Raw genomic sequence first — 16,580 nt, 5'->3', positions numbered from 1 at the left:
AAGGGCACCACCGTGACCAAGCAGATCTTCCTCGGCGCGTTCGAGGAGTTCACGCCGAACTTCATCAGCAACGCCTGGCACCACCCGCGCGGCGACACGAGCGGATTCGCGACCCTCGAGTACTGGCAGGACCTGTCGCGCAAGCTCGAGGACGCCGGATTCGACTTCCTCTTCCTCGCCGAGGCCCTCGGCTACCCGATGAGCGGCGACGACGTCCCCGAGGTCGTCATCCGCGAGGCGGTTCAGGTGCCCGTGCACGATCCGATGGCGCTCATCAGCGGGCTGGCCGCGACCGTCGACCGGCTCGGCTTCGTGGTCACCGCCTCCACCACCGCGCAGCAGCCCTACCTCAACGCGCGCACCTTCACGACGCTCGACCACCTCACCAAGGGCCGGATCGCCTGGAACATCGTCACCTCCGACAACCAGGTCGCGCTGACCAAGCTCCTCGGCCACGACGGCGTGACGCCCCACGACGAGCGCTACCGCCGCGCCGCCGAGTTCGTCGAGCTGTGCCTCACGCTCTGGGAGGGCGCGTGGGAGGACGACGCCGTCGTCTACGACAAGGCGACCCGCACCTTCGCCGACCCCGCCAAGGTGCACCGCATCACCCACCGCGGCGAGTACTTCTCGTACGACGGCTACTTCCCCGCCGTCCCGTCGGTGCAGCGCACCCCGCTCCTGCTGCAGGCGGGCGCCTCCTCGGCCGGCCGCGCCTTCGCCGGCCGCTACGCCGAGTGCGTCTTCATCCAGGACCGCGACCTGGGCAAGGCGGCGGCCACCGTCGCCGATCTGCGTTCGCGGGCGGAGGCGAACGGTCGCGATCCGCGCGACATCACGGTGATCCCCTCCGTCGCGATCATCGTCGGCGAGACCGAGGAGGAGGCGGAGCGGCTGCGCGCCGAGCTCGACGCGACTCCGTCCCGCGAGGCGGCGGCGGCGCTGTTCATGGGCTGGAGCGGTGTCGACCTGATGTCGTTCCCGCTCGAGGCGACCCTCGCCGAGGTCACGACGGAGGTCGGCCAGACCATGCTCGCGATGTTCCAGCAGCCCGACTCGAGCCCGACCGTCGCCGAGATCCTCGACGTGATCACCTCGTCGATCGGAGGCATGCGCGTCACCGGCACCGCGGAGTCCGTCGCCGATCAGCTGCAGGAGATCGTCGACCGCACCGATGTCGACGGGTTCCTCATCGAGTACACCTACGGCGGCTACGAGACCTATCGCGACTTCGTCGAGCAGGTCATGCCGCTGCTGCGCGAGCGCGGGATGCTGCCCGCCGAGCCGCGCACCGGCACCATGCGCGAGCGGATCCTCGGCCACGACGTGCCGACCCTGCCGGCCACCCACCCCGGCTCGGCGCACCGCGTCGGCACCCCGCGCTGACGCCACGCCCGCTGGTCTTCGCGCTCGTCCGCCTGGGCGGCGCGCGCCCGGTCGCCGCGGCGCCGCTCGGGATGCTGACCTTCTTCGCCCTGCTCGAGGGCTACGACCTCGTCACCGCCTGGCGCGGCTTCGGCTGGTCGCCGCCGTTCTCCGACCCGTTCTGGCTGCTGGCCGTGCCCGCCGGGCTGATCCTCGGCGCGGCGTCGTCGCTGACCCGTCGCGGGCGGAGCCTCTGGCCGGTCCTCGCGGTCGCGCCGCTCTCGGGTGTGCTGATCGGATAGGGGATCTGGGCACTGCAGACGGTCGTGGCGACGACGAGCCCCGTGTACTGGTCGCTGCAGATCGTGCTCGGAGTCGCGTTCCTCGCCCTCGCGATCGCCCGCCGCCGTCCGCGCCCTGCAGGCGTCGTGGCCGCCGTCGCGGTGACGGGGCTCGCCGCGGCGGCCTTCGTCGGCGCGTACGGGCTCTTCTGACGCGACCGACGCCGCACGGACGACAGAGGGAACCGGTTCTCGCCGAGACGTCCCGCAGGAGGCGGTGTCGGGCGGAGAACGGGTTCCCTCGGTCGGAGCTCTCGGCTCAGCCGGACGGGTTCTCGACCGGGTCGCCCTCGGGGTCGGTAGCGGTCTCGGGGTCGACGGTCTCGGGATCGACGGGCTCGGGAGTGCTCTTCTCGGTCATGTGATCCTCCTTCTCGGTCGGATGCGGATGGTGCGGTCGAGAGCCACGGTACGGGGCGTCGCGCCTCGGCCGCGCCCCGGTTGACGGGACGGTGCGGGGGTGAGAGGGCGCGCCTCCTGCCAGGCCCGCGCCTCGACCGCAAGGCCTGGAGGCGCTCCGCGCGGGCTCCGTACGCTGCAAGGACCCGATCCGAGGAGCACGCACCGCATGATGCGCACCACCGTGACCATCGAGGGCAAGTCCTACGCTCTCTCGCAGGGCGAGGACGTCGCCGCCCTCAAGGAGGCGAGCACGCGTGCCGCCCAGGCCGGCGGCGGTCTCGTCGAGTTCGTCGTCGTCGGCAACCGCCAGGTGAGCGTCCTGGTGTCGCCCGGCGTTCCGGTGATCTTCGAGGACGTGGAAGTGCCCGACGACGATCGGGACACCGGCGATGTGCACGAGCCGTGGGACGATATCGAGTACCTCGACTAGAGCTTCCCGCGGCACCCGGAGACCGGGTCCGCGGGTACCGGACGCCTGAGGGGTGCCGCCGGCTCGACCCGGCGCCTCTCGGGCTCTTCTTCGCAGGGCCCGCCTACTCGGCCCCGTCCGCCTCCGCCAGCTCGCCCTCGACCAGGGTCGTGGCGGCGGAGGCGAGAGCCGACCGCACCTGCTCCGGTGCGATCCGGAGGAGCTCGGCGATCGCGTCGAGGTCGTGCCCGCCGGTGTGCCGCAGCAGCCAGCACTGGCGCTCGAGGGTCGGCAGCGCGTGCAGGCGCCGGTGGAACCCGGTGCGCACGAGGTCCGCCTCGGCGATCGAGGCGGCGGACGGGGTGGTCGCCTGCTCCTGCCGCTCGATGCTGCGGCGGCCGATCTCGGAGCGGGCGACCTCGAGGGCGGTCTGCTCGTCGAGCACGCGCGGCGAGCCGCTCCGGAGGGTGACGGCCGCGTGCCGGAGGGCGGCGGAGGCGGCGGCGTCGGACAGCGTGAGCCGGTACGCGTAGGCGTAGAGCCCGGCGCCCCGGGTCGAGAGGACGCGTCCGGCGAGCAGCTCGCCCTGCTGCTGGGCCTGAGTCATACCGATCGCCGCGACGGGCCTCTCATGTGCGGTCACGGTCGCTCCTCGGTCGGGGCCAGCCCGGCGGGCTCGCGTCGCAGCCGATCGTAGGGACGCGAGAACGTTCGTTCTACCCTTGACTTCCCAGCGTCGCGCCCGGGTCGATCAGTCCCTCGCCGAGAGGATGCAGAACTCGTTCCCCTCGGGATCGGCGAGGACGACCCACGACTGGTCGCCCTGCCCGACGTCGACGCGGGAGGCGCCGAGCCCGACGAGCCGCTCGACCTCGGCGTCCTGATCGTCGGGAACGAAGTCGAGGTGGAGCCGGTTCTTCACCGTCTTGCGCTCGGGCACGTCGAGGAACAGCAGGCTCGGCCCGCGCCCCGACGGAGCCAGCAGCTCGATCCCCTCGTCGTCCTCGTCGACGATGTCCCAGGAGAGCGCCTCCTGCCACCAGTGGCCGAGGACGCGGAAGTCGGTGCAGTCGACGATGATCTCTTCGAGTCGGAGTGCCATGCCTCGACGCTAATCGGCGCACGCCGTGCCGCGGAAGGCCCCCTGCCTGCCCTGCCCTCGTGCTGTTCCGGCACGCCCGCTGGCCTCCGCGCCCCGCACGCGTCATCCTCGATCCGACCCCGAGCGAAGGACGCACCATGCCGACAGCACGCGAGCACTGGGAGGAGCGCTACGGCGACTCCGCCATCTGGTCGGGCCGCCCCAACGCGACCCTCGTCGATCTCGTCGGCGACCTGCCGCCCGCCCGCGCGCTCGATCTCGGCTGCGGCGAGGGCGGCGATGCTCTCTGGCTCGCCTCCCGCGGCTGGAGCGTGACGGGCCTCGACCTCTCGGAGACGGCGCTCGCCCGCGCCCGCACCGCCGCCGTCGAGCGCGGCCTCGCCGTCGACCTCCGCCAGGCCGACCTGTCCGAGGAGTGGCCGGTAGACGGCCCGTTCGAGCTCGTGACGGCCTCGTTCCTGCACTCGATGGTCGAGTTCCCGCGCGTCGACGTCCTCCGCCGCGCGGCCGGTCTCGTCGCCGTCGGCGGGCACCTGGTGGTCGTGTCGCACGCGGCCCCGCCGCCCTGGTCGGGACACCGGGGCCACCTCGGCGAGGAGCTGCCGACCGCCGAGGAGGAGCTGGCGGCACTCGCCCTCGACGCCGACGAGTGGTCCACCCTCGTCGTCGGCACCCGGGAGCGCCTCGCGACCGGCCCCGACGGCCACGAGGCCCCGCTGGTCGACGCCGTGCTCCTCCTGCAGCGCCGATGACCGGAGGCGGCTCGCCCCGCGGGTAGCGTGGGCGCCGTCCCCACCCCGTCAGGAGGCGCCGATGCCGCTCGATCCGTACCTCGCCGCCAGGCTCCCGCACCTCGAGGGGCTCGCCTACCCGCTCGACGCCGCCCAGGCCGCTCGCCTCGCCGCCTTCGAGCAGGACCCGGGTCGGTGGTCGCTCCCCGCGGGCGTGACCGTCTCCGACGCCTCCGCCGGCGGCCCGCACGGCCCGATCCCGCTCCGTGTCTACGACCCCGCGGAGGCGACGGGCCCCGCGCTGCTCTGGGTGCACGGCGGCGGCTTCCAGGCGGGCGACCTCGACATGCAGGAGTCGCACGTCGTGTCGGCCGAGCTCGCCGCCCGGGCGGGCTCCCGCGTCGTCTCGGTGGGCTACCGCCTGGCGAGCGAGACCGTCCGCTACCCCGTCCCGCTCGACGACGTCCACGCCGCGTGGCGGCAGCTGCGCGCCGAGACTCCGGAGGCGACTCCCGTCGCGATCGGCGGGGCCAGCGCCGGAGCCGCCCTCGCCGTCGCGACGGCCCTGCGCCTCCGCGACGCCGGAACGCGGCTGCCCGAGCACGTGCTGCTCGCGTACCCGTTCGCGCACTTCCCGAACCCGGCCGTCGACGACGACGTGCTGCGCGAGCTGATGACCCTGCCGGCGCTCCTGCGCTTCCCGACGGCGAGCATCGAGGGGATGGTGCGGACCTACGTCGGCCGGCTCTCCGATCTGCCGGCCGATGCCCTGCCCGGCGCCGCACCGCTCGCGGGTCTCCCGCCGGTGTCGGTGATGGTGAACGAGTTCGACGAGCTGCGCGGCTCGGCCGAGCTGCTGCTGCGGCAGCTCGCGGAGGCGGGCGTCGCCGCGACCGGGTACCTCGCCCGGGGCATGCCCCACGGCCACCTCAACCGCACGCCGGCGCTGCCCGAGGTCGACCGCTCGCTGGCCTTCTTCGCGGCGCAGCTCCGCGCGCTGGCCTAGCCGATCCCGCGTCGCTCCGGCGAGCGCAGCAGGAGATCGATCGGCGCCTGATCGTCGTCGTCCGACCACGACACGGCGATCAGGTACGGGCTCGAGCCGAGCAGCGAGACGCGCACGACGTCGTTCTCGTCGCGGCTCCGGTGGTCCTCGGCGTACCCCCGCGCGCCGAGGTCGGCCAGCGCCTCCTCGGGGGTGAGGCCGTCCCGCGAGTAGCGCAGCGACCAGATCCCGTCGCCCCCGCTGGACGACAGGAGCGCGCCGCTCAGCAGGGGCGCGTCGACGGGCAGGTCGCCGGGGTACCGAGCGGAGGCGCCGCCCGTCTCGCCCGCGGAGTCGGCCGCGGTCGGCTGGAGCGCCGCGCCGACCAGGGCACCCGCGGAGACGAGGACGACGAGCCCGACGAGCCCGAGCGCGATCGCACCGCGACCCGTCCGCCGCCCTCCTGCGCTCACGCTCCGCCTCCTCGCCGTCCGTCTCGTCGACCTTCACTCCGCCCCGAGGCGCCGATCCCGCTGCGGTGAGGTCCCCGAACCCGCCCTCGGCGTCCCGGCCAGCACGTGGTGATGAGGTGTCCTGTCTGCGCGGTCACCGGTCGTCGGTGCTGGGCTGTGAGTGAGGGCCGAGGCCGTACGCTGCCCACCGCGTGACAAGTGGGCCGGATGAACCGCCGGCCCGACGGTGTGTGCTCGCTCCGAGTCGCCTACCGACTCACCGCTCCTCCGTCAGCCCGCCAGATCGACCTCCCAGTTGGTGCGCTGGATCGAGGCGTCGAGCTCGCGCAGCTCGCGGGCGAGCTCGTCGGCCCGCTCGCGCAGCTCCCGCACCGGCAGGGCCGAGAGGCGTCGCAGCTCGCTGCGCAGCTGGCGGTACCCGCGCTCGCCCGAGGCGGCGTCGGCCGCGCGCACCAGGATGCTGTGCTGCCCGCGCAGCGACTCGCGTCGCGCGAGCGCCGCCGTCAGCACGACGCCGTCGGGAGTCGTCGCCGAGGTGTTCGTGAGGTTCACGGCGGTGACGAGGCGCTCGAGAGCCTCCTGGGCGCGGAGGCACTCGCCGAGCAGCTCGGACGGATCCTCCGCGGGCTCCTCGCCCTCCTGGTAGGAGGCGTTCTGGAGGATCCGGGACTGGAGGGCCTCGATCCGCTTCTGCAGATCGGACCGCTCGAGCAGCGCTTCGGCGAGTTTCATGGCGCTACCCAAACACAGACGCCCGACAATCGGCTCCGGCCCACCCGCGGCCCCCGTCTAGGCTGCGAGCGTGCCGCTGCAGAATCACCCCGGAGACGTCGAGTTCCCCGTGCGTCCCCGGCTCCGCTACGCGCGGATCGCCGATGCCCGGAGGCGCGGCCCCGGCGGCAGGATCGCGAGGCGGGCGCTGCAGGTCACCGCCGTCGCCGCTCCGTTCGGTCTCGTCGGCTTCGCGGTCGGCGTGTCCCGGGGCCCCGGCGTCACCGGCCTGCCGTTCTTCTTCTTCGCGTTCGGCCTGGCGCTCGGGCTCCTCGTCGCGTCGATCCTCTTCCGGCAGTGGGATGCGCGGGCGCCCCGCCGCGAGCAGCTCGCCTACCTCGCCGCCGCGGCGACGCCTCCGACGACCATGCGGCAGCAGCAGCTGCTCGCCCTCGACGCCGTCAGCGACTTCTCGTTCGGAGGCTGGAACTCGTCGCTCGCGTTCCAGCCCACCTGGGCCGAGCTGCCGGAGTCGCTGCGCACCCGCTTCGCCGACGGCGCCAAGGGCTCGCCGTGGGAGCAGCTGCCGCTTCCCCTGCTCAGCGAGCAGCGGGTGGCCCTCGACCGCGACTTCAGGATCGCGTCGCGCGACGACATCGAGCTGCTGGTGGCCGACGCCCTCGAGCGCGGGCCGCTGTCGGCCCGGTTCGCCGAGGTGTCCGCGTCGGAGGAGGCGGAGCGGATGCGCGCCCGCGTCGCCGCGCTGACCGGCGGCAGCGAGTTCCACCTCCTCGAGCTGTCGCAGACCCTGGACGGCCGGCCCCCGCTGCTCCTGCTCGCGGGCGACGCCGAGCGCACGATCGGAGCGATCCGCTACTCCTACGTGGCGGGCTACCTCCCGGCCGAGCGGGCCTGGGAGCTCGTCGCGGCCGTCGGCGATCGGGTGCTCGCCCGGTACTCCGGCTGGGACGCGTACTGGGCCGACGCCGCGACCGCGATCGCCTTCCGCACCGATTCGCTCGGTGCGGTCCAGCACCACCACCGTCTGCGCGCCGAGCTGGCCTCCTCGGGCTGGCCCGCCGCCTCCGTGGCGTACCCCGCCCCCTGAGCGGCCGGTCCGGGCGGCAGGCCCTGCGCGATGTCAGACGGCCTCAGGCGCTGCGGGGGCGCTCGTCGTGCCGGGAGCGGGAGTGCGAGGGGTCGAGGTGCCGCAGGTCGCGCTGGAGCCGCTGCGAGCGGACGTAGCCGCTCAGCGCATGATCGGGCGCGGGCGGGGTGTCGGTGCTGCCGAGCAGGGTGCGGGCGGTGGTCAGCCGGGCACGCCGGATCTCGTTGAACACCGTCGTCCCGTTCGTCGCGAAGACCCGCTGCAGCGTCCGCTTGGGCACGCCCAGGCGGAGGCAGATCTCGTGCACCGAGAGCCTCGGGTCGGCCGACATGCCCGCGATCATGGCGAGCGCCCGGGTGAACACGGTCTCGCTCGACTCGCGGGGGAGCGAGGTCGCGAGCACCGCGTTGGCCAGCTGCTCGACGGCTGACCGGACGAGCGGGAAGGCGGCGGAGTCGGCGTCGAGCGACGCGCCGAAGAAGGCGTTGACGGTCGAGAGCAGGATGGCGCGGCTCGCCGGGTCCGCGGGAGTGACGAGGGTCCCCGTCTCCTGCGAGCCGATGACCCCGAGGAGGGGCCGGCCGAGCATGACCTCGAGCCGTGCCGTGGGTCCGTCGGTGACGACGGTCGCGCCCTCCGAGCAGCGGAGGAACGCGACGGCGCCCGGACCGAGGGTCACCTCGTCATCGGCGGGGTCGTCGGGCTGCACGACCAGCGCGCCCTCGAGCGGGATCATCACGCGGACGCCCTGGCCGGGCCGGCCGCCCCGCCGCAGCCGGGCCGCGGAGTGCCAGAGCCGGATCACCTCGAAGTCGTCGCCGCGGAACGCATCCGCGACGACTCGGAACGCGCCCGCCGGCCTCGTGTCCATCCCCGCTCCCGCCAGCCAGGCGGCTGCGGCGGCGTCTCTGCGCGACACTCCCCGCTCGATCGTCGGGGTGGCGCCTGTCGTCATGCTCATCACGAATTGCACATCCTCTCGATGCTCTCGTCGCGCCCTTCGGGAAGCGCGACAGACCAAGAGTGACGGATTCTCGGGTTCGGGACGATGATTTCACCCGAATTGGGCGCGAAAGTCACCTCACCGACCCTGTGGAGGCCGACCAGGAGTCGCGCGGCGCCGGATCAGGGACTCGACCCGAGCTCGCCGTCGGCCGGATCGAGCCGCGACCGCGGCGCCGGGCGGGCCGCCGCGAGCTGCAGGAGGCTGCTCACCGCGAGGACGCCGACGAGCGCCGCCGCCCAGCTGAGATCGCGCAGGTCGAAGCGGGAGAAGTGGGCGGTGACGCCGTCGAACCCGAGGAGCCCCTCGACCGCGCTGATCGCGGCGACGGTGACGAGCGCGGCGGCGCCCGCGAGCCGTGCGGCTCCCGTCGGCGCCTCCGCGGCCCGCCCGTAGCTCCCGAACGCGGCCGCGAGGGCGGCGGAGCAGAGGAGGACGGCGGCGAACGCGGCGACGATGAAGGCCTCCCCGTCCGAGAGGATCAGCGCCGCACCCACCGCGATCCGCAGCCACGGGAGGAGCGGTCCGCCAGGCCGCCCGGGCGGCAGCAGGCCGGCGACGCCGCCGACGAGCAGGGACGCCCCGAGCAGGAGGGGGAGGACGAGGGCGGTGGCGGGGAGCAGCGTCTCCGATGCGGTGGTGGACATGGTGGGGCTCCTCTCGCAGGCGTCGGGGTCGCCTCGGGGTGGGGCGCTACGTCGATGATCACCGCTGGGGGGGGAGTGCCCGAGTGCCTCGGCGCGAAGGTCGGAGGGGGAGGCGCGCAGGGGCGGTTGTACGCCAGCGGCGTGCGGATCCCGCGCCAGCCGGCGCTCGCGGCTGCGGTTCGATCGAAGATGACAGAACCTCGGTCCGAGCGTCCCGTCGCCACCCCCAGCGGCGGGACCTCTCCACCGCGTCGCTGTCCCCCGGCGAGCGGCGGTGGCGAGCGGTGCCGAGGCCGACACCGCCGAGCTGCCCCGAGGGGCGGTGCCCCCGACTCGAAGGCGAGACACGATGACGAGGATCCCCCTGCCCCCGAGGACCTTCCCGACCACGGACGGTCCCGCCCCCGCGGCGGACGCCGCGCCCGGGGCGCGAGCCTGCGCGCTCCATCACCCGGGCGATCTCGACGAGCGCATCGACCGCTCTCTGGTCGACCTGCACGCCCTGCCGGGGCTCGATGCGCGAGCGATCAGCCGGACGATCGGCGTGCGGCCGATCCACGTCCGCCTGAGCCACTGGCGGCACCACCACACCACCGTCGGCGGCTCCCTCGCGCGCATCCGCGTCGAGACCGCGGAGCGCCTGTTCCGCGAGCAGGCGTCGACGCTCCCGATCGCCGTCGTGCTCGCGCGCACCGCCGACGCCGCGGGCTTCCACTCGACCGACGAGATGAACCGCGCCTTCCTCCGCTACCGCCACCGCTCGGGCTTCGAGGTGCTGCTCGCCGGTCGCGCAGGCGCGGCGCGCGCCGCGGCTCAGACCCGCGGGCTCCTACGCTCGACGTCATGAGCGATGAGCACGTGGCGGAGGCGTACGGCGCGCGGGCGGGCGAGTACGCGGCGCTGCTGGGCTCGGTCGAGGATGCCGACGAGCGGGACCGCGCGCTGATCGCCTCCTGGGCCGCCTCGATCGAGGGCCCGGTGATCGACGCGGGGTGCGGACCCGGGCACTGGACCGCGTTCCTGCGGGATGCCGGCCTCGAGGTGGTCGGCGTCGACCTCGTCCCGGAGTTCCTCGACCACGCGCGGGCGCGCTTCCCGGAGGTGCCGTTCCGGCTCGGCACCCTCCGCGAGCTCGGCGCGGCCGGAGCGTCTCTCGGCGGGATCCTCGCCTGGTACTCGATCATCCACCTGCCGCCGGGCGACCTGCCCGCCGTGCTGGAGGGATTCGCCCGGAGCCTCGCGCCGGGTGGTCGCCTGCTGATCGGCTTCTGCGAGGGGCCGCGGGTCGAGGCCTTCGACCATGCGGTGACGACCGCCTGGTTCCATCCCCTCGACGACGTGGCGGCGACGGTCGAGGCCGCCGGCTTCGAGGTCGAGCACCGCGCGCGCCGGAGCACTCCCGGCCTACGCGATCACGGCGAGCTCATCGCCGTGCGCCGCTGACGGCGGCGCCCCTCCTCAGGCCTTCTCTCCCGTCCCCAGGCGGTCGCTCCGCCACTCCGAGGCGATCTCCTCGCCGCGGCCGAACGCCGCCTCCTCGCGCTCGCGCAGTTCGACGCGGCGGATCTTGCCCGAGATCGTCTTGGGCAGCGGGTGGAACTCGAGCCGGCGCACGCGCTCGAACGCCGACAGCTGGGTGCGGGTGTGGGCGAAGATCGCGGCCGCGGTCTCGCGGGTCGGCTCCCAGCCCTCCGCCAGCTCGATGTACGCCTTGACGATGCTGTGGCGCGTCGCGTCGGGAGCCGGGACGACGGCCGACTCGGCGACGGCGGGATGCTGCAGCAGCACGCTCTCGACCTCGAACGGCGAGATCTTGAAGTCGGACGACTTGAAGATGTCGTCGGTGCGTCCGACGAAGGTGATGGTGCCGTCGACGGCGCGCACCGCGACGTCTCCGGTGTGGAAGTAGCCGTCGGCGCGGGCGCGGTCGGTGCGCTCGTCGTCGCCGAGGTAGCCCGACATCAGGTTGACGGGCTCGACCGACAGGTCGAGGCAGATCTCGCCGGTGGAGGCGGGCTCGCCGGTGAGCGGGTCGACGAGCGCGATCGCGACGCCCGGCAGCGGCCGGCCCATCGCGCCCGGCACGATCTCGGCGCCGGGCGGGTTCGCGATGATCGCGGTCGTCTCGGTCTGGCCGTAGCCGTCGCGGATGGTGAGCCCCCACTCGCGCTCGATGGTGGCGATCACCTCGGGGTTGAGCGGCTCGCCGGCCGAGAGGATCTCGGTGAGGTCGCGGGGCTTCTCGCCGAGCTCCGACTGGATGAGCATCCGCCACACGGTCGGCGGAGCGCAGAAGGTGGTGACTCCCGCGCGGTCGAGCTGATGGCGCAGCGCCGCGGGAGCGAAGCGGCTGTAGTTGTAGACGAACACCGTCGCCTCGGCGTTCCACGGCGCGAAGAAGCAGCTCCAGGCGTGCTTGCCCCAGCCGGGCGAGCTGATCGCCATGTGCACGTCGTCGGGGCGGACGCCGAGCCAGTACATGGTGCTGAGGTGGCCGACCGGGTACGACTCCTGGGTGTGCACGACCATCTTCGGCTTCGAGGTCGTCCCCGACGTGAAGTAGATGAGGCACGGGTCGTCGGTGTCGACGACGACGGAGGGGCTGATGCCGGCGGCGTCGATCGAATCGGCGTAGTCGAGCCACCCGTCGACCGCTCCGCCGACGGCGATGCGCCCGAAGTCGCCGGTCAGCCCCTCGAACTTCGCGGTCTCGGAGGCGTCCACGATCACGTGCGCGACCTCGCCGCGCTCGAGGCGGTCGGCCAGGTCGGCGGGCGAGAGGAGGGTGGTGGTGGGCAGGATGACCGCGCCGAGCTTCATGATCGCGAGCATCGCCTCCCACAGCTCGAGCCGGTTGCCGAGCATGAGCATCACGTGGTCGCCCTGCTCGACCCCGCTCGAATGCAGCCAGGCGGCGACCTCATCGGAGCGCCAGCGCATCCGGTCGAACGAGACCTTCTGCTCCGAGCCGTCCTCCTCGACGATCCAGAGCGCGGTCTTCTCGTTGCCGATGGCGATCTCGTCGAACCAGTCGACGGCCCAGTTGAAGTGGGGGCCGACGTCGGGCCACGCGAACGCGGCGGTGGCGGCGGCCGCGTCGGTGCGGTGCTCGAGCAGGGTGTCGCGGGCGGCGCGGAAGCTGCCGGTGGGGTTCATGCCTCCCATTCTCCCTCCCGCGCCGCGAGGGCCTTCAGTACTTGATCGACTGACCGCCGTCGATCGGCAGCACGACCGCGTTGACGTAGGCGGCGTCGTCCGACAGCAGGAACGCGACGACGGAGGCGATCTCGGCCGCCTCTCCGTAGCGCTTGGTCGGGTTGATCTGGATGAACTCCTCCGCGGCCCGGCGCGGGTTCTCGGGGTCGAGCTGCTTCATCGAGTTCTCGACCATCGGCGTCCAGATGGCGCCGGGGGCGATCGCGTTGATGCGGATGCCGTACTGGCCGTACTCGATGCCGGAGTTGCGGGTCAGGCCGACGACGCCGTGCTTGGCGGCCGCGTAGCCCGACTGGTTGCCGATGCCGGTGATGCCGCCGACGCTCGCGGTGTTGACGACCATGCCCGAGCCCTGCTCGCGCATGACCTTGAGCACCTTCTCGAGGCCGAGGAACACCCCGCGCAGGTTGATCGCGACGACCTTGTCGAACTCCTCGGCGGTGAAGTCCTCGGTGAGGTTCTGGCGGCCCTCGATGCCGGCGTTGTTGAAGAAGCCGTCGATGCGGCCGAAGCGCTCGAGGGTCTGCGCGACGTAGGCGTCCACGTCGGCCTCCTTCGACACGTCGGCGACGACCGTCAGCACGTCGGTGCCCTCGGGCAGGGCCTCGACGGTCGCGGCGAGTCCCTGCTCCGAGACGTCGACGAGGGCGAGCTTCGCACCCTCCTCGGCGAGGCGGACGGCGCTCGCGCGGCCGAGTCCGGAGCCGCCTCCGGTGATGAGGACGACGCGGTCGGTGAATCGGGTGCTGGTGCTCATGGTGAACCTCCTGCTCGTGACGGAAGGGCTCGGGGGCCGTGTGCTCGGCGAGTCCGCGTCCATGCGATCGAATGGACTTCCTCCACGCTATACCTAGCGCTACTCGGGATTCTGGGTGCGCGGTCAGACTCCCGCCGACCCTGGCAACCGCCGCAGAGTGCGCTCCACCGAGACCGAGGGTCGGGTAGACCGGAGGGACCGAAGCGAGACGGGGGACCCGGAATGCGCACGAGACGACTGATGACGACCGGCGCTGCGGCGCTGCTGGCGGGGTTGGCACTGAGCGGCTGCACGACGCCGGGTGAGGACTCCGCCGGGGCGACTCCGACCGCTCCGACGACCGCGGATCCGACCGCTTCTCCGACGCCGAGCGACCGGCCGATCGGTCCTGTCACGGTGCCCGAGGGCGCCACCGCGGCCGTCCGCTGGACCGACCAGATCGGCGCACCGGAGCCGCAGACCGTGCGGCTGACCGGCGAGCCGCTGACGCTCACCATCTCGGTCGCGTGCGACACCGCCGATGCCGCGGTCACGGTCTCGATCGACGGCCTGATGACCAGCGGATCGACGTGCTACTACAGCCCGAGCACGACGAGGGGGAGCGGCGGCGGGGGCAGCGGCGCGAGCATGGACGTCGCCGTCGACCAGGATGCGCTGATCACGGTCACGACCGACCCGGCGGACGCCCGCTGGTCGGGCGCGGTGTCGACCGGACCGGTCCCGGCGGGCTGAGCCGGGCGTCAGCCCAGCGGCACCCCGAGCGCCTCCATGAACGGGACGGCGTCGACCGCCTCGCCGTCGACGCGGGTCTCGAAGTGCAGGTGGCAGCCGGTCGAGGCGCCGGTCGAGCCGCGCGTCGCGATCTGCTGGCCCGCGGTCACGTAGTCGCCGACGTCGACGAGCAGGTCGGTGTTGTGGGCGTAGCCGGTCTCGATTCCGCCGCCGTTGTCGAGCAGGACCCAGTTGCCGTAGCTGCCGGAGTACATCGACTCCTCGACCGTGCCGCTGGCCGCAGCGAGGACGGGCGTGCCGCACGCCCCGGCGAGGTCGGTGCCCTTGTGGAAGAGGTTCACGCCGGCGACGGGTGCGTCGGGTCGCGGGCCGTAGCTGCTGCTGATGCGCCCCGAGATCGGGAGCACCCAGGTGCCCGAGACGCCGGCGGCCGCGTCGGTGGACTCGCCGGAGGTGGCCGTGATCGCGTCGAGCGAGGCGGTGGGGACGAGGACCTCGGGCTTCGCCTCCGCCGCGAAGGAGTCGCGGGTGACGCTCTGCTGGACGACTCCCGCGGCGACGAAGCTCTGCGGGCGGGCGGCGGCGACGGCCGTCGCCGTGTCGCGCGCCACGGCGGAGTCGGCGGTGCCGCCGACCGCGAAGGCCGGCATCGTCGACGTCACGGCGATCCCGACCACGAAGGTCATCGCGGCCAGGGCGGAGGCGCGGGGCCTCGACGGTCGACGGGCCGCGGTGCGCTCAGCGGTGCGCTGGGCGCGGAGGGAGCGGCGGGTCGGAAGAGTGGTCTGCTCGACTCCCTCGGGGGCGGGAGTCGACGCGCGAACAGCATGGTGCATGGAGATGAGGGGTTTTCCGGATCGCCCGCCGCCCGTCGGGGCGGGTGGCGGGATGGGGCAGTGGGGCGGGATCGAGGCGGACTCGACCCTCCAAACTACCCGCGATCCCCCGGAGTGCACCTGAGAAGGTCCTCCGTGGTCAAGGGGTTGCTGCTCACGGACGCCCGGATCGCCTCTCACGGGGCTGCTCGCGCGGTCGGCCTTCGCGTGCGGGAGGCCTCCGAGCGGGTCGGGTGATCGGGCGCATCGGGCATCCGAGTGGAGGAGGCATCCGAGTGAAGGAGGGAGCCGAGCGGAGGAGGGAGCCGAGCGGGCGATCCCCTCCCGCCTCACTGGAGCGCACGGATCTCCCGCTCGAGAGCTCGCTCTCCGCGATTCGCGACCGGGATCGGCCCGGCGCGTCAGAAGGGTGGTGGTCCGTCGTCGAGCCGGGGTAGTGGTGGCGGGTCGGGTGGCCGCCCGGGAAGTGCTGGGGATCGGGTGATGACGCGGCGGCCGGTCGGGGTGGTCCACTCCGCGGTCCCATCGGGGTGGAGGCGGTAGGTCCAGCGGTCGCCGTGTCGGACGTGGTGGTGGCTCGTGCAGAGCGACGCGAGGTTGTCGAGTGATGTGTGGCCGCCGTTGCGCCATTCGAGGGTGTGGTCGGCCTCGGCGGTGGAGGCGGGCCGGGTGCAGCCGGGGAAGCGGCACGTCTGGTCGCGCAGCTGGAGGTGGACGCGCATCCGGTGCGGTGGGACGCGGTGGGTGCGGCCGACGGAGGTGACGATCCCGGTGTCCGGGTCGGTCAGGATCCGGGTGAACGACGCTCCGACTCCAACGAGATCGCGGGCGACGTCGGCGGGGATGGGGCCGTATCCGTCGAGGTGCGCAGGGGCATCGTCGGCTCCGGAGGCGGTTCTCGCGGCGAGCGTCAGGCGCACCTCGGCGCGCACTCCGGGGACGAACGTGGGCGGGACTGTCGGGCCGTCGCCGTCCGGTGTGGTGCCGGCGATGTCGCCGTCGCAGAGCAGGTCCGCGAGGGCGTCGGCGCGCAGCTGAGCCAGGGTCCGCTCGTCGCCTGCGCTGTCGGCGGTGGTGTCGCCGGATGTGCCGTCGGGCGTCCCGTCGCGGAGGGTCCGGGCGATGCGGTCGATCCGGTGGAAGGCGCCCATCGCGACCTCGGCCGGCAGGAGCGCGCCGAAGGTGGCCATCCCGTCGATCTCCGCACTCACCCACACGCCCCGGTCGGCGCGCGCCCGGACCTGCCTGACGGCGAGGGGTTCGTCGTGCAGCTGGTCCCGCATCCGGGCGACGGCCCGCTGCAGTTGCGTCGGGTTCGCGGTGAGCGCGACCTCGGCGGCGCGCTCGTCGAAGACGGCCCGCGATGACCGGGGCAGGGTGCTCGCGGTGTCGCAGATCACCTGGCTCGCCTCCCACAGGATGACGCCGTCCGCGAGGGCAGTGCGGGTGTGTGGGAGGTCCTCGTTCAGCAGCTGCCCGTGCTCGAGGATGCGCGACAGCCTCCGTTCCGTGGTCCGCATCGAGACCGCGAGGTCGGCCCGGATCGACCGCTCGAACAGATCCCGGGACTCGCTGCGGCCGAGGCTGCCGCCGCGCACGAACGCCTCCGGGATCAACCGCGCCGCGCGGTACGAGGCGTAGAGCGCGGTGGCCTTCGCCAGCTGCGCCAGGGAGGAGGTCACGTCGGCGCGCAGGGCGATGTCGGCGAGGGTCCTGACCGTGTCAGGCGTCACCACCGCCACTGCTTCCGCACCCGTTCTCT

At 73.3% G+C, this 16,580-nt stretch carries 18 protein-coding genes and 1 pseudogene; 9 read left to right on the top strand and 10 right to left on the bottom strand.

Annotation, left to right across the window (positions count from 1 at the left end; genetic code table 11):
* The first annotated feature begins 12 nt into the window (after nucleotides 1-12).
* From GSU68_RS17635 to GSU68_RS17620, 3 genes and pseudogenes are all read left to right on the top strand, one after another.
* Nucleotides 13-1,386: an NtaA/DmoA family FMN-dependent monooxygenase gene (locus GSU68_RS17635; protein ID WP_159909939.1), complete on the top strand. Its 1,374-nt coding sequence runs from the start codon at nucleotides 13-15 to the stop codon at nucleotides 1,384-1,386.
* A pseudogene (locus GSU68_RS19955) lies at nucleotides 1,383-1,859 on the top strand (DUF6518 family protein). Before GSU68_RS17635 ends, GSU68_RS19955 begins: the two are co-directional and overlap by 4 nt.
* Before the next feature lie 415 nt (nucleotides 1,860-2,274).
* Nucleotides 2,275-2,538 carry a hypothetical protein gene (locus GSU68_RS17620; RefSeq protein WP_159909936.1) on the top strand — a complete coding sequence of 88 codons (264 nt, stop codon included), beginning with the start codon at nucleotides 2,275-2,277 and terminating at the stop codon, nucleotides 2,536-2,538.
* Between the two features lie 103 nt (nucleotides 2,539-2,641).
* Here GSU68_RS17620 and GSU68_RS17615 read toward each other — a convergent pair whose 3' ends face one another.
* Together GSU68_RS17615 and GSU68_RS17610 are read right to left on the bottom strand one after the other, a co-directional pair.
* Nucleotides 2,642-3,160, bottom strand: coding sequence for a hypothetical protein (locus tag GSU68_RS17615; RefSeq protein ID WP_159909935.1), 519 nt, complete (start codon nucleotides 3,158-3,160; stop codon nucleotides 2,642-2,644).
* A 108-nt stretch (nucleotides 3,161-3,268) separates the two neighbouring features.
* Complete coding sequence (locus GSU68_RS17610) at nucleotides 3,269-3,619, bottom strand: VOC family protein (protein ID WP_159909934.1); 351 nt, start codon at nucleotides 3,617-3,619, stop codon at nucleotides 3,269-3,271.
* A gap of 137 nt (nucleotides 3,620-3,756) precedes the next feature.
* Between GSU68_RS17610 and GSU68_RS17605 the strand changes: the two genes are divergently transcribed.
* A complete protein-coding gene (locus tag GSU68_RS17605; protein ID WP_159909933.1) occupies nucleotides 3,757-4,371 on the top strand; it encodes a class I SAM-dependent methyltransferase in 615 nt (204 codons plus the stop codon).
* A 61-nt stretch (nucleotides 4,372-4,432) separates the two neighbouring features.
* Nucleotides 4,433-5,356 (top strand): alpha/beta hydrolase, encoded by a 924-nt coding sequence (locus GSU68_RS17600; protein WP_159909932.1) that lies wholly within the window; start codon nucleotides 4,433-4,435, stop codon nucleotides 5,354-5,356.
* On the opposite strand, the gene GSU68_RS17595 is transcribed toward GSU68_RS17600, so the two are convergent.
* Complete coding sequence (locus GSU68_RS17595) at nucleotides 5,353-5,808, bottom strand: hypothetical protein (protein WP_159909931.1); 456 nt, start codon at nucleotides 5,806-5,808, stop codon at nucleotides 5,353-5,355. The two genes, GSU68_RS17600 and GSU68_RS17595, sit on opposite strands and share 4 nt — an antisense overlap.
* Nucleotides 5,809-6,078: 270 nt before the next feature.
* A complete protein-coding gene (locus GSU68_RS17590) occupies nucleotides 6,079-6,540 on the bottom strand; it encodes a DIP1984 family protein (RefSeq protein ID WP_159909930.1) in 462 nt (153 codons plus the stop codon).
* Nucleotides 6,541-6,610: 70 nt separating this feature from the next.
* On the opposite strand from GSU68_RS17590, the gene GSU68_RS17585 reads away from it, so the two are divergent.
* Nucleotides 6,611-7,627, top strand: a complete 1,017-nt coding sequence (locus GSU68_RS17585; protein ID WP_159909929.1) for a DUF1266 domain-containing protein — start codon at nucleotides 6,611-6,613, stop codon at nucleotides 7,625-7,627.
* 43 nt (nucleotides 7,628-7,670) lie between these two features.
* On the opposite strand, the gene GSU68_RS17580 is transcribed toward GSU68_RS17585, so the two are convergent.
* Nucleotides 7,671-8,588, bottom strand: a complete 918-nt coding sequence (locus tag GSU68_RS17580) for a hypothetical protein (protein WP_159909928.1) — start codon at nucleotides 8,586-8,588, stop codon at nucleotides 7,671-7,673.
* Nucleotides 8,589-8,752: 164 nt separating this feature from the next.
* Nucleotides 8,753-9,277 (bottom strand): hypothetical protein, encoded by a 525-nt coding sequence (locus GSU68_RS17575; RefSeq protein ID WP_159909927.1) that lies wholly within the window; start codon nucleotides 9,275-9,277, stop codon nucleotides 8,753-8,755.
* Between the two features lie 349 nt (nucleotides 9,278-9,626).
* On the opposite strand from GSU68_RS17575, the gene GSU68_RS17570 reads away from it, so the two are divergent.
* Together GSU68_RS17570 and GSU68_RS17565 are read left to right on the top strand one after the other, a co-directional pair.
* On the top strand, nucleotides 9,627-10,124 hold the full coding sequence (locus GSU68_RS17570) for a hypothetical protein (protein WP_159909926.1): 498 nt from the start codon (nucleotides 9,627-9,629) through the stop codon (nucleotides 10,122-10,124).
* On the top strand, nucleotides 10,121-10,720 hold the full coding sequence (locus GSU68_RS17565; protein ID WP_159909925.1) for a class I SAM-dependent methyltransferase: 600 nt from the start codon (nucleotides 10,121-10,123) through the stop codon (nucleotides 10,718-10,720). The genes GSU68_RS17570 and GSU68_RS17565 overlap by 4 nt, the downstream gene beginning before the upstream one ends.
* Nucleotides 10,721-10,735: 15 nt before the next feature.
* Here GSU68_RS17565 and GSU68_RS17560 read toward each other — a convergent pair whose 3' ends face one another.
* The gene (locus tag GSU68_RS17560) at nucleotides 10,736-12,433 is read right to left on the bottom strand and encodes an AMP-binding protein (RefSeq protein ID WP_208544610.1); all 1,698 of its coding nucleotides are present in this window, start codon (nucleotides 12,431-12,433) and stop codon (nucleotides 10,736-10,738) included.
* Nucleotides 12,434-12,467: 34 nt separating this feature from the next.
* On the bottom strand, nucleotides 12,468-13,250 hold the full coding sequence (locus GSU68_RS17555; RefSeq protein WP_159909923.1) for a glucose 1-dehydrogenase: 783 nt from the start codon (nucleotides 13,248-13,250) through the stop codon (nucleotides 12,468-12,470).
* 240 nt (nucleotides 13,251-13,490) lie between these two features.
* Here GSU68_RS17555 and GSU68_RS17550 point away from each other — a divergent pair, with 240 nt between their 5' ends.
* Nucleotides 13,491-13,982, top strand: a complete 492-nt coding sequence (locus tag GSU68_RS17550) for a hypothetical protein (RefSeq protein WP_159909922.1) — start codon at nucleotides 13,491-13,493, stop codon at nucleotides 13,980-13,982.
* Nucleotides 13,983-13,990: 8 nt separating this feature from the next.
* Here GSU68_RS17550 and GSU68_RS17545 read toward each other — a convergent pair whose 3' ends face one another.
* The gene (locus GSU68_RS17545; protein WP_159909921.1) at nucleotides 13,991-14,818 is read right to left on the bottom strand and encodes a M23 family metallopeptidase; all 828 of its coding nucleotides are present in this window, start codon (nucleotides 14,816-14,818) and stop codon (nucleotides 13,991-13,993) included.
* A gap of 401 nt (nucleotides 14,819-15,219) precedes the next feature.
* Nucleotides 15,220-16,551, bottom strand: a complete 1,332-nt coding sequence (locus GSU68_RS17540) for an HNH endonuclease signature motif containing protein (RefSeq protein WP_159909920.1) — start codon at nucleotides 16,549-16,551, stop codon at nucleotides 15,220-15,222.
* Nucleotides 16,552-16,580: the final 29 nt, after the last annotated feature.

The organism is Rathayibacter sp. VKM Ac-2759, from assembly GCF_009834225.1.
Classification (GTDB): domain Bacteria; phylum Actinomycetota; class Actinomycetes; order Actinomycetales; family Microbacteriaceae; genus Rathayibacter.
The sequence above is the reverse complement of the archived record's forward strand: the minus strand, read 5'-3'. Positions and strand labels throughout refer to the sequence as shown.